This is a genomic window from Bacteroides sp. 1001302B_160321_D4 (genome assembly GCF_015667765.1).
Taxonomy (GTDB): domain Bacteria; phylum Bacteroidota; class Bacteroidia; order Bacteroidales; family Bacteroidaceae; genus Bacteroides; species Bacteroides xylanisolvens.
Genome location: NZ_JADPLO010000046.1, coordinates 43,241 through 55,516, shown reverse-complemented (window position 1 = coordinate 55,516; position 12,276 = coordinate 43,241). Strand labels below are relative to the sequence as shown.

Sequence of the window (12,276 nt, the reverse complement as noted above, 5' to 3'; positions counted from 1 at the left end):
TCGGAAAATCGCTGTAACTAACTAAATTTCAAATATTTCAAAGAACTCTTTTAGATTTTAATGGGACAACAATGTTTTTATTTCTTTCTTAAAAATACCCTATCTAAAAATAGTAGAAAATTTTGTGCTTTCGTGCAAGCCCTGTATTTTCGTTATTTATTACATTAATAATCAAATATTTATACGATGCACGATTTTTGTACGAAACCGTACAATCCGTACAAAAGTGCACAAAATCTTATTTTGTACGGAGCATTATAATTTCGTACTGAAAAGTACAGCATTTTGTACGGAAATAACAAGTTGATATTCAATGGATAATATGAACATTTAAGGAAGTAATGTACTATTGCACAAAAAAATAGTACGCATTCACAAAGGGGTATTTGAATTAAACACATTTTTTATTGCCAAAGAAGTATTATTCAGTTCTTTTTTGTATATTAGCTCCACACCTAAACCACTATGATTTATATGATTACTACTAAGATTGAAGTTCCCCCACATCTTAAGGAGTATCTGATCGGAAAGTTCTGTAATATGCAGGACTCTCCGATTCATTTCCCAGACAAGACTGATATCTATCACATAATCTATGATCTGCTTGAACGCCGCCCAATCAATATACCGCCTATTGATCAGGGTAATCTTGAGATTTATCTTCCAGAACGCAGTACAGGCAAAAATCCCAAGACCTACAACTATTTAGGAAAACGCTCACAAGTTATTCTTGTTAGAAAAATCGACCGGATGTTGTGGGCAGAAGTACATGATTTCCTGGACGAGCAGAAACACAGCTACGGAATTACATACATTAATGGAATACATAATTTCATGACAATGTATGGGATTGACTCCATCACGGAAGATGCGTTCAAGAAGAACTACTACCGATGGAGAGCTGATATTCGTCGGAAAGAGAAAAAAAGGGGCTATAATCGCCTAAAAAAATAACCTAGCAAGTGTAGTTAAATGTCCCTTTTTTGTTCGAAAAGTGTTCTAAAAATGTGTACTAATTGAAAATCAATAAATTATGAGAGAAATCAACAATATGGGAGGCATATTATTCGCTGATATCCTATACAAAAATGAAATATCCCTATTTGCTGTTCATCAGAATACAGCATGTATCCAGATTATAAAGGGACATGACTGGCATCGTCTCCCTACAGTGGGTATCATTGAATCTCCTACTGTTACCTCGAACGAATCAGCGGCAGGAATTACATATAAACATTCAGCAGCAATTAAACTTCCCCAAACATTGTTTGCTCCTGAAGCAGCAAATGATTTACGTAACAGAATAACAGAAGGGTGCATTTTGCGTTGTCAGGATCCTGCCGGAGACAAATATATATACGGAACCGGCACATATTTACTATTCGGAGAACTAACCAAGGTTATCGGCAAAAAAGTCACTGATTTTACAGGGTATGAACTCAAATTATCAGGGACTTCACAATATCCTCTTTTACAGTATTACAGCCTGTAATCCGTCCTTCCATAGGCTTCTCAATAAATGTATCATTGCACCAAAATAAGTGCAATGAGCCAAAAACGTATTATTCTTTCTGATTCATCACTCAACTGCTACGGCTATCGGGTTCTTACTTCCGGAATGTCAATCGAAGCATTTAAGAAGAACCCTATCATGCTATATATGCATTTCCGCGATGAAGGTTCACCCTATTGGGGGGACTACAAAGCTATCGGCCATTGGGAGGATATACAACTTAACGGTGACGAACTTTCTGCCATTCCTATTTTTGACAAAGTTGATGATTTATCAAAAGAAATTGCCGCAAAATACGAAGCAGGGACTTTCAATGCCGCAAGTGTGGGTATTAAAATCATAGCTACATCAGCAAACAAAGATGTTCTGTTACCTGGTCAAACCAGAGAAACTGTCACTGAATGCGAGTTGAGAGAAGCATCGATTGTAGATATTCCCGCCAACTCCAATGCCGTTCGTCTTTATGACCGTTCCACATCCGTTCTCCTGGCAGCGGGTATGGACACGCATATCGTGCCAGAATTATCCAATCATACATCTAAAAATAAAATGAATCTCAAAGCAACATGGCCGGCTTTTCTCTCTTTTTTCAAAATCAATAAGGAAGATGCAGAAAATACCGAGTTATCAGCAGAAAGATTGGATTCATTACATGGTGAATTCAATCGTTTGAAGAGTGAACACACTTCACTGGTAGAGGCAAAGAAAGACGTAGATGAAAAGTTTGCATCTTCTGTCACAGAAATCAAAACCCTGAAATCAAGCATAGAAAGCAAAGATCAGGAGATTTTGCAACTCAAAAATGAAAGTACCCAGAAGGATGATGAAATCACCCAACTTAAAGAACAGATAAACAACCTGAAGCAAGTTCCTGCACCCGGATCTAACGGACTCTCTCCGCAATCAGAACCAGGAGCAAGTGAAACTAAGGATGATTTATCCACCTTCTGCGAAAAAAATCCCGGAGATTATCAGGCCATCACCGAACGTCTGAAACAAGACGGTCTCCTTTAATTTTAATAACCACACCCTTAACTATTAAAAATTATGTCTACTCCCAAATTAATAGACGTATCTAAATTAAACCAAACTCTTGTTACTTATGACAAGGGTCTTCGTGCTCTTCCTTTCGCAACTTTGCAGGAAGTAGCAGCTATACTGGGACTAAATGTCATGGATCTGCAAGGCAAACACGCATTGATCAATGAACGTCGTCGTGCCGGTGGTACCCAGTCTTACAAAATTGGTAAGGATTTCCGCCTTACTGACAAACTGCTTGGCTATGAACCTTCAGTTATCGAACCCAAAGATGTAGTCTGCATCACTAAGGAAAACTCTCAAAAGTATGATGACGGTGAACTACTGATTGTAGGAGGCGAACCGGTTAGCAACATTAACAAAAAACATCCACTGGAAACGCGTGTCGCTTTCACGTTAGTAAAATCACACATTGAAGATGTCGTATATGTACTCTATCATGCCGAACGTGACGAAGACTCTTCCTCACCGTCCGGAGCATTTGACGGTCTCTTCACTAAGATCGATATGCTGATTACCGGTGGTGATGTTAACGCAGCTCGCGGCAACTTCGCCCAATCAGGTCTTTTTGTTACCCCGACATCTGACACAGACTATGCAGCATACGAAAATCTAGTTGAATGGATTGGAGGAGCAAATACATACCTGCGTTCATCCAAGTCAGGTATTCCTCAATTACAATGTGCGGAAACAGTATTGAAAGCAGCACGCGCAGCTTTGCGCAACAAACTACGTATGCAGGAATATCCATCCATGCAACGCATGATTGAATTGCTCCGTGAAGATGCAATGTGTCCAGCATTGGAAATCGTATCTCATGAAGCACTTGGACAAGGTTCACGTCTGGTATTACAAAAGAAAGGAAATATGGACGTCGCATTCAACACACAGGCAGCAACCAAATTCTGCCAAATCCGCGATATCTACGAAGATCCGAACGAATGGCAATTCTGGTTACAAACCGGATATGACACTCGTATTCGTGACTGGCATGAAAAGGCCTTCCGCTGTAATGAGCAAAAGAATGAATCACTTGATTTGGCCGGTGATTATTGTAAAACCGGAGCTATTCAAGTGGATATTACCGGAGCCGACAACGGCACTTGGAGCATTCAAGGGAAAGCAGCCAGCCGCACTAATGGACAATGTATTTTGGGACTGGCTCCTGGCAATTATACTATTGAATTCAATGCTGTGGACGGTAAAAACAAACCGGCTAACAAACAAGTAACAGTAGTAGCGGGAGAAGTGGTAACCGCAACCGGAACCTACTCTTAATCTTCAATAACTAAAGAGTGGTCATGTTTGGCCACTCCTATTTATTTATTCTAAACTTTTATACAAATGAAAAAATACATTTATTTGATTCTCTGCGTTTTATTTGTAGCTTTGGTTATTACAGTCCCCGAACTGCATTCGCAGACGTGCCATCTCAATGGAGATACTTTAATCATGATGGCTGCCGGTCCCGCATTCGCTCCATTAAAATGGGAAGTTGGTCAAAACAACATGGGAGGTTATAAGGGAATGTTGCTTTTTGTTCCTTTTAATGCTCCTGAGACTGTTCCAACCGTACCGGATCCATCAAAAGCAACCAGTAACGAAGAATTAATAACGGCAGCCGGATCATTTACGTTTCCAGCTGAAGGAACTTACAAACAACCTATTTACCTATACAGTACCGAAGCAACCGTTGAATATAAAGCAGAACAGCAAGGAGAAGCCGACGGTATCAGCTATAAATGTACGCTCGGTTTCTTTTTCCCTGGCAATACTCCAGGAATGCACGCATTCAATGCACTAATCAAAAACACTCCAGGATATTATATCTTTGAAGATGCAGATGGCAAACAAATGATCCTGGGGCAACCCGGCTTGTATGCAACCACCGCACCATCTTTCAACGGAGGTAAAGCAAGAGCCGATCGTCGTGGTACCACTTACACAGCTACCGTAGACTCCAATTATTCAGCCATCTTCCTACAAACACCAATTGACATGGAAGTCATAGCAGGATTAAAACCCGCACCATCTCCAAGTGTATGACCAGACAAGAACAATTGACTCAATGGTTAGGCGACCGTCAGCGCAAATACGCTGACGGTATAGTTCTTTTCGAGGCACTCGCAAAGGAACCAGCCAAGAAAAGGTTCTCTGCTTATTTTGCAAAAGCTCCAGAAGCTCCACATATCTTCGATCCACATTTTACACAACTCGTCAATAGTCTCACGAAGATTGACAAGGAAATCAAATTTTCTCCTGCTATCTACCCGGCAGCAATGGAGGAAATAATCGTAGTAAAAACGATGAGTGATGACGAACGGAAAGAAGCGATCGAAAGCAAGAAACTGGAAATGATCAATCTGGAGACAGTAATCACTGATATCCAATCTCGCGTTGACGAACTAGAAAGCGACAATGAAAATCATGCGGAAGAATTAGTCTCCCTTCAGGAACAATTCGAAGAAAAAATGTCTGAACTCACAGAACTACGTAATGAGATCAACGCCTTAAGTACACCAGGCGTTAAAATCATTACCGAAGAGTCACTCAATCCATCCATTCGCAAGGCCTACAATCGTATCAAGGAGATCGCCCCATTATATGCAAGCCTGCATAATGATGTCGCAAATCCGGAACTTCCTGTAGAAGAACGACAACCGATAGCTGAAGAACTATGCAAGCTCGACGACGAACGACGCAAGCTATGGAAACAGATTGACTCCTGGGCTGAAGGAAAAGGAAATCTGCAATTAGAAGAAAAGAGACCGGAATTCAGTGAAAACAGCATTGTGCGTGGTATTGAAATAGCCCGTCAAATCAAACGTTTGAAGAACAACATATCCAACAGTAAAGCAGCTGCTGACCGTGCTCAAAAAGATGGAAAACAAACCGTTATGCAAAATGCTTTAGACCGTATTGAGAAGTATCAGACAGAACTTGCCACATTGGAGGCTGAAATAGCACTAACACAAGGTGAAAAGATTTCAGGATAACTTTCCACTTGCATTGTGTCCAGATTCTATTGAACCGTTTATGCACAAGGGAGACTGGGCAATACATGAAGTATTGCCCTCTCTTTTATCTGCGATCGGCCCAGCAAAAGTGAAGATCATGACATTCAGTATCTCTGAAGATAGCCTACGCCCTCTTTTTTTTCTCGCTGACGAAAGAAAAATAGAAAGCCTGACACTTCTACTGGATATGACAGTAAAACGTCATAAACTCGATCTATTACTGTTTGCCTCAAATATTAGTCCGTCCATCCGAATTGATTCATGTCATGCCAAACTATTATTAGTCGAGAATAGGCAACATAAATTCGGGATTGCCGGATCTGCAAACCTTAATCAAAACCACCGATGGGAAAATGGTTTCTATTTTACCTCCGGAAAACATTACGAATACTTCTCACAAATGTTTAACCAAGCGTATGAAAATGCCATTCGCTATGATATATTAGAATGATGACCTTATCCGAAGAAGTTCTGCAACAGATAAAAGAAATGTCTTCCGCCCTCTTACCACCGGGGGAAATTGCCATTTTATTGAATATCCCAGTTGACCAACGGGACTTCTTCTGTGATATTTGCAAAAATCATCATAGTTCGCCTATCTATACTGCTTATCACCAGGGAAGACTTCAGACCAAGCTCAACCTCCGGAAAACAGTCATCAAACTAGCTATCGCCGGCAGTCCTGCAGCTGAACCACTGGCCGATAAATACATGAAAGAACAAAGTATTAATGAATAATGCCAAAGAAAGATCCCACATACGAACGAATTGAACGTGCTTTATTCAAAGACAAAGATGAAGCAACAACTCTCCTTTCACCCAGAGAAATGGAGATTAAGAAACGTATGATGTTGTGCGTAAGCAAAAAAATGGAAGAGCCACTAATTCCAGATACAGAACTGGTTAACTTTCTACTACACGGCTGTGGAGGAAATACGGAACCGGTCTCCCAATCGCAAGCCTACCGTGACATAGGCATGATTAACCGCCTAGTAGGAAACATACAACTTGCAGCCAAAGCCTGGTACCGGTATATGATTGTCGAAGGTGGAAAAAAGGCTTTTAATATGGCAATGGACAAAGAAGATGCAAAGGGAGCTGCTGCTGCATTGGATAAAATAGGCAAATATACACGTTCTGACAAGGAAGATGAAAAATTCGATTACTCGCAACTGGTACCTCCATCCTTTGAACCTTCAGATGATGTCACATTACTGGAGGGGCTCGAACCGATAGAGAATCTTGAAGAAGAACGAATAAGAATGCGCAGTATGTTTAAAGGAATGTTAAACAAGAAAGCAGTGGACACTCATCCCATTGAAGAGGAGGAAGAAGAATGAACACGCAAATCTCTCCTGTTCTATCCGCCTATGAACTAAGAAGAAAGCAGAATGAAGTCGTAGACAAATTCTTTAATAGAATGCAACGACAGGCAATGGCCATCAACGCACATGACGAATATATAGTCGCATCACGTGGTACCGGTAAATCGGAAGGAATTGATGCACGCATCATCCTACGGAATGTGTGGGAAATGCCAGGTTCTTTGGGTGGACTTATCTCTCCCAGCTATGCAAAAGCTTGGGGAAATACACTGCCGGCCATTTGCAAAGCACTTGCCGAATGGGGATACATACAAGGCATTCATTATGTTGTTGGTCACAAAGCTCCGGAAAGCATGGGATTCGGCAAACCAGTACGTCCAGTATTAGCTGATGGTTGGAATAATGCTTTCCATTTTTGGAATGGTACCGTCATGGTGATTCTTTCCTTTAACCAGGGAATGTCTGCAAACTCTATGTCACTTGATTGGGTGATAGGCCCTGAAGCAAAGTTCCTCAATTACGAAAAAATAAAGAGCGAAGTAGATCCCGCCAATCGTGGTAACCGGCAATATTTTGGAGACTGTCCTCACCATCACAGCGTCAGCTACTCTACAGATATGCCTACCGCTTCAATGGGGAAATGGATCTTGGATAAGATAGATGAAATGTCGCTGACACATATCAACCTGATCCGAAACCTATATAAAAAAGTGCAGGAATATAAACGTAAGCCACTGACAGACCATGTGGTGCGCATGATTAAAGAATACCAGCATGATTTAGACTTGGCACGAAAATATCAACCACCTATTAAGCCACAACAGGGGAAGACTAAAGAATATACAGTTTTCTATGGTGAATATGACGTGTTTGATAACCTGGAAGTACTCGGAGAAGATTTCATCTGGCAAATGTATCGCAACTCTCCACCTCTTATTTGGCGTACAGCATTTATGAATGAACGTTTATTCCGGGTGCAAAACGGGTTCTATTCAGCTTTAGATGATAATATTCATTTCTACACACCCGGTGATAATGGACGGCTCCGGGATCTTGGCAGTAACTGGAGTAAATTAACAGCTTGCGGCTGTCTAGGCGACGGTGATCTTGACTTCTCTAAAGAACTGCATCTGGCATTCGACTCCAATGCCTCCATATCGACAGCTATTATCGGCCAGTTGGATAATCATACTATGCGTGTACTCAAATCTTTTTATGTCAAAACACCAAGCAAACTACAGGATCTAGTCAAAATGATAGCCGATTACTACCGACCAAAACTAAACCGTGATGTAGTGGTCTATTATGACCACACTTTTACTTGGGAATCCGGATCATCAACCGAAACTTACGCAGATATCATCGAACGTGTATTCAAAGAAAACGGATATAAAGTTACAATGGTATATGTCGGCCAAGCTCCTAAACATGAATGGAAACATCTGAATATCGACCTAACCTTGAAAGGAGATCCGCAATTCCTTTGGATCCAAATAAACCTGTATCAAAATGAGTTTTTGAAGATCGCAATGGAACAGACTGGAATTAAACAAGGAAAGAACGGATTTGAAAAAGATAAAACGCCTGAAGGAACACCCGATACTCCCGACAATCCAGACGAATACAAAACACACATTACAGATGCCTTTGATACGTTATGGCTAGGGATGAACTTCTATTTCACTATACCGGGAACAAGTACTGGTGGTATATTCTTCTTAAACAATAAATAAAAAAGGTAGGCTTGATAAGCCTACCCTTAATTGAATCATTTTATTTATTACAAATTTTGAATAATCAAATTTGCATCAATATTAAGGTCTGTATATAACTTTTTAGCCAACGACACAGAAATTTTTCTTTTTCCATTCATTATTTGACTAAATACAGACTCATTTACCCCCAATAATTCCGCTGCATCCTTACGTTTTAAATTTCGACTATAAAAATAGTCTTCCATACATTGAATAAGCGGATTTTTCACTCTCAAAGGCAGAATATTCAAATAATTATCTTCATATTCTGCGCTTAGTTTAGCAAGACGGGATATTTCACGAACATATTCATTATCTTCTCCCGGCTCCAGCAATCCTTTTTTTGTTGCTTCTTTAATTAATACATCCATACGAGAACGTATTTCATCATACTGTTCTCGTGTTGTGATACAGTTGATGTTTTTGTCTGCCATAATTATTTTTATTAAGTTGGTTAGTCCAATTCAACTAACTGCTCGGAGAGTCAAATCTCCGAGCAATCTATTTTATCATATTCCTCGTGAGTACCTACAAACCTTAGTTCCATTACTCCACCGATGAATAATACAACAGCCACAATCCTATATTTGTTCCCTCCTATATTAAACACATATCTACCATTCTTCACGTAGTCTGCCGAAGGAAATGTGGCTTTCACATCATTATGACTTTGCCAGACAGCTTCCGCCACCTTCTCAACCCAAGCATTCAACGGTTTAACCGCCTGCGAATGCTTCCTTACAAAGTCACTTAACAACAATTTATTAGATAATATCATCTCAAATCTTATTATATCGTTGCAAATATACAAATTAATTTGCAATATTGCAAATTAATTTTCAAAAAAGAATATGAATCAACATCGTAGATCTTATATAAGCCCCAAATAACAATAAACAATCATTGCACCAGCTAATACTTCCATCCCCATTCACAGTAACCAATTCGTTCCACCACTGTGGAACTTAAAGTCAACAATGGTTTCCCTTTCGTTCGACCTAGGTGGAACGAAAAGGAAACAGATATGGAACGAACTAAGATTTCTTAATGAATCGCTTTTCTATTACCATGTAATTCTTTAGCCATCTCAATTACATACCATATCAACACATAGATTATTTCAAACTCAAAAAAATCATATTCATTTTGTCTATTCAAAAAGAATCACCATCTTTGCAATGTCTTCCATTTGGTTCAGGCGAGTAGGCTCGCCATAATTGCTGCGGGCATTTTTTATGCCCATAGTATAAAATATAGTTCCGTCCCGTGTGGAGCGTTAATGCGCCCACTGCCTGAATCAGGTGGAAGACAACGGGGAGCGGAACTTTTTTATTCCCTCTCCTTCAATTAATCAACATATTGTTTCATTTTAAATTGTCTTCCAAAATGAAAAAGAAAAACCAAAGCGCAAACGGACGCTACATATCCGTAGAAAAGCTTCAGAAAGCACTTTCCAACATTGAAATTAATGAGAAAAAGAATGATTTATTTTGCTCATTAAAAAAGATTCACCATCTTTGTAGCGATCTCCATTTGAAACAGGCGAGTAGGCTCGCCAATTATTCGCTGCGGGCATTTTTTATGTCCATAGCCCATGATATAGTTCCGACCCCCGTGTGGAGCGTTAATGCGCCCACTGCCTGTTTCAGGTGGAGATCAACGGGAAAGCGGAACTTTTTTGTTCCCTTCCCGTATTTAATCAACATATTATTTCATTTTAAATGATCTCCAAAATGAAAAAGAAAAACCAAAGCGCAAACGGACGCTACATATCCGTAGAAAAGCTTCAGCAAGCTCTTTCCAACATTTGCCTTGAAGTAGCAGAAGGTAACGAACGTCTCCGAGTGAATAAATCGCACAGAGGTATTGTAATCCACGCCAATGGAGGCACAGTCAATATTACATTTAATGGAAAAGGAGGCGAGCTATGAAGGAATATGTAGAACGAATTATCCCTTCGCAATGCCGCATTATAGACAATAAGTCAGGTTTCATTCATATAGAGGGAGAATCCGCCATTTTTGATATGAACGGAGTTTACATAGGGACAGCAGAATCAACAATAGGTTCTATCAGAGAAAACTGCATAGATGCTGTAATTGAAACGCTAACCAATTACAAGAAAAAGATTATTGCTAATCAAGATAAAAAATTCTCTTGTAAAATTATTAAATTTGATTTCAACAATAAGATAAAAAAAGTGAGTCAACGATGAGCCTTTATCAACACAATATTCAAAATGCAGAAAAGAAAGCTGTATGGCTATCTGTACGTTATGCATTCAATCAATTCAAATTCAACAGCAATGAACAGAGAACAAGCTCTAAAACTCGTAACTAAGCTGCTCAATCCAAATACTCCCGCTGACGAAAGACAACGGGCGGCAGCACAACTTCAAGAACTAATCAAAATTCTATTGCCGGAATAATCATTAGTTTCTTCATTAAGAAGCACAGGTTATCACATACCTGTGCTTTTTTCTTGTCTCATGCAATTCCCACAACAAAATTCAGAAAATTCTGATTATCAAATGAAGCAGTTGAATAAAGGGGAAAAATTTCCCCTTTATCTGTCGCAAGACCACGCACCGCCCTGAAAAAAAGTTTCGACCTAAAGTTTTTCAATTTCCCTTATATGCTGCACCTTAAAAAATGTAAAGAAAATTTATTTTACCAAAATCGGCTCTCCTCCCTGTCCTTTATCGCCTGCCATACACCTGATACCTTTGCTTAAAAAGAAGGTCATGAACGATGTCATTACACAAAACCTACTCACATTCTTGCTTGGTGGTGGTCTCTTGTCATCCATCACTGGAGTTATTACGCTCAAATACACCAAGAAGCAAGCAGAAGCCAAAGCTCTTAGTTCCGTACAAGATGTATATCAGGAACTAATCGCTGACCTGCGAGCTGACAAGGAGGCTATGAAAAAAGAGAAAATAGAAAGCGAAACAAAATGGACTTACCGTATAGAAAAGCTGGAAAGCAACCAGCTATCCCAAGATAAAAAGATAGCAGAAAACGAAAAAGAAATAGCTGATCTTAAACGATTCAAATGTGTAAACCTAACGTGTAACAACCGTAAACAATGAAACATCATGCACACACTCTCATCTATCTTGCTTGCCTTGCTATTGCCTGGCTACTGTGTAGTTGCCGTAGTACTCTTCAAAACAATCGTAGTACTCAAGAACAAAGCAATCTTTCTATCACAGATTCCGCACTGCGAATTAGAACCGAAGATACCTACTCACGATTCAACCTCAACCAAGAACAAACGGGTAAAGACTGGAAAGTTAAAGTTAACTTCGACACAACGAAATCAGCAGACCCATCTACCGGACTACCCCCAATATCGAATATCGAGATTGAAGGGAGCAAGACAACGATCAAAACTTTGCTTCAGAAAGATGACACTACACGTATATCTGATAAACAGGAAACAACGACTGACGTCACGTTTCAGCAAAACAAACAATCCGAATCCCAAAAGAATGCCAGCGGTTCTATCGCGGACGGAATTGATGATGGATTCAAGTATGGCTTAATCATTGGTATCCCAATATTACTAATCATTCTCATACTACCTTTTTATGCAAAGTATAGACAAAAGAATCCATCAAAGTAAGA

17 protein-coding genes are annotated in these 12,276 nt (G+C 39.7%); 14 read left to right on the top strand and 3 right to left on the bottom strand.

Translation table 11 applies throughout. The features are described from left to right. The first annotated feature begins 474 nt into the window (after positions 1-474). From KFO40_RS17325 to KFO40_RS17280, 10 genes are all read left to right on the top strand, one after another. Positions 475-954: a hypothetical protein gene (locus KFO40_RS17325; RefSeq protein ID WP_049703309.1), complete on the top strand. Its 480-nt coding sequence runs from the start codon at positions 475-477 to the stop codon at positions 952-954. 79 nt (positions 955-1,033) lie between these two features. Continuing rightward, entirely contained in the window at positions 1,034-1,492 is a 459-nt protein-coding gene (locus KFO40_RS17320; protein ID WP_049702396.1) for a hypothetical protein, read from the top strand. A gap of 54 nt (positions 1,493-1,546) precedes the next feature. Next, positions 1,547-2,527 carry a hypothetical protein gene (locus KFO40_RS17315; RefSeq protein WP_175353597.1) on the top strand — a complete coding sequence of 327 codons (981 nt, stop codon included), beginning with the start codon at positions 1,547-1,549 and terminating at the stop codon, positions 2,525-2,527. 33 nt (positions 2,528-2,560) lie between these two features. Next, positions 2,561-3,829: a carboxypeptidase regulatory-like domain-containing protein gene (locus tag KFO40_RS17310; RefSeq protein WP_175353596.1), complete on the top strand. Its 1,269-nt coding sequence runs from the start codon at positions 2,561-2,563 to the stop codon at positions 3,827-3,829. A gap of 66 nt (positions 3,830-3,895) precedes the next feature. Further along, entirely contained in the window at positions 3,896-4,597 is a 702-nt protein-coding gene (locus tag KFO40_RS17305; protein WP_175353595.1) for a hypothetical protein, read from the top strand. Further along, a complete protein-coding gene (locus KFO40_RS17300; protein WP_149943887.1) occupies positions 4,594-5,547 on the top strand; it encodes a hypothetical protein in 954 nt (317 codons plus the stop codon). The genes KFO40_RS17305 and KFO40_RS17300 overlap by 4 nt, the downstream gene beginning before the upstream one ends. Then, the gene (locus tag KFO40_RS17295) at positions 5,528-6,019 is read left to right on the top strand and encodes a hypothetical protein (RefSeq protein WP_225474029.1); all 492 of its coding nucleotides are present in this window, start codon (positions 5,528-5,530) and stop codon (positions 6,017-6,019) included. The genes KFO40_RS17300 and KFO40_RS17295 overlap by 20 nt, the downstream gene beginning before the upstream one ends. Further along, positions 6,016-6,306, top strand: a complete 291-nt coding sequence (locus KFO40_RS17290) for a hypothetical protein (RefSeq protein WP_225474027.1) — start codon at positions 6,016-6,018, stop codon at positions 6,304-6,306. Before KFO40_RS17295 ends, KFO40_RS17290 begins: the two co-directional genes overlap by 4 nt. Further along, a complete protein-coding gene (locus KFO40_RS17285) occupies positions 6,306-6,908 on the top strand; it encodes a hypothetical protein (RefSeq protein ID WP_049702390.1) in 603 nt (200 codons plus the stop codon). Before KFO40_RS17290 ends, KFO40_RS17285 begins: the two co-directional genes overlap by 1 nt. Next, complete coding sequence (locus KFO40_RS17280) at positions 6,905-8,626, top strand: hypothetical protein (protein WP_175353594.1); 1,722 nt, start codon at positions 6,905-6,907, stop codon at positions 8,624-8,626. The genes KFO40_RS17285 and KFO40_RS17280 overlap by 4 nt, the downstream gene beginning before the upstream one ends. A 47-nt stretch (positions 8,627-8,673) precedes the next feature. On the opposite strand, the gene KFO40_RS17275 is transcribed toward KFO40_RS17280, so the two are convergent. The 3 genes from KFO40_RS17275 to KFO40_RS17265 all read right to left on the bottom strand — a co-directional run bounded on the left by KFO40_RS17275 (position 8,674) and on the right by KFO40_RS17265 (position 10,353). Next, complete coding sequence (locus KFO40_RS17275; protein WP_049702388.1) at positions 8,674-9,081, bottom strand: helix-turn-helix domain-containing protein; 408 nt, start codon at positions 9,079-9,081, stop codon at positions 8,674-8,676. A 50-nt stretch (positions 9,082-9,131) separates the two neighbouring features. Continuing rightward, a complete protein-coding gene (locus KFO40_RS17270; RefSeq protein ID WP_049703307.1) occupies positions 9,132-9,425 on the bottom strand; it encodes a type II toxin-antitoxin system HigB family toxin in 294 nt (97 codons plus the stop codon). Positions 9,426-10,206: 781 nt separating this feature from the next. Next, positions 10,207-10,353, bottom strand: coding sequence for a hypothetical protein (locus tag KFO40_RS17265; RefSeq protein ID WP_175353593.1), 147 nt, complete (start codon positions 10,351-10,353; stop codon positions 10,207-10,209). A 27-nt stretch (positions 10,354-10,380) separates the two neighbouring features. Here KFO40_RS17265 and KFO40_RS17260 point away from each other — a divergent pair, with 27 nt between their 5' ends. The 4 genes from KFO40_RS17260 to KFO40_RS17245 all read left to right on the top strand — a co-directional run bounded on the left by KFO40_RS17260 (position 10,381) and on the right by KFO40_RS17245 (position 12,274). Further along, entirely contained in the window at positions 10,381-10,578 is a 198-nt protein-coding gene (locus KFO40_RS17260; RefSeq protein WP_175353592.1) for a hypothetical protein, read from the top strand. After that, positions 10,575-10,862: a hypothetical protein gene (locus tag KFO40_RS17255; RefSeq protein WP_049702386.1), complete on the top strand. Its 288-nt coding sequence runs from the start codon at positions 10,575-10,577 to the stop codon at positions 10,860-10,862. Before KFO40_RS17260 ends, KFO40_RS17255 begins: the two co-directional genes overlap by 4 nt. Positions 10,863-11,390: 528 nt before the next feature. Beyond that, a complete protein-coding gene (locus KFO40_RS17250) occupies positions 11,391-11,738 on the top strand; it encodes a hypothetical protein (protein ID WP_049702385.1) in 348 nt (115 codons plus the stop codon). Beyond that, positions 11,735-12,274 carry a hypothetical protein gene (locus KFO40_RS17245; RefSeq protein ID WP_049702384.1) on the top strand — a complete coding sequence of 180 codons (540 nt, stop codon included), beginning with the start codon at positions 11,735-11,737 and terminating at the stop codon, positions 12,272-12,274. Before KFO40_RS17250 ends, KFO40_RS17245 begins: the two co-directional genes overlap by 4 nt. The last annotated feature ends 2 nt before the right edge of the window (positions 12,275-12,276 follow it).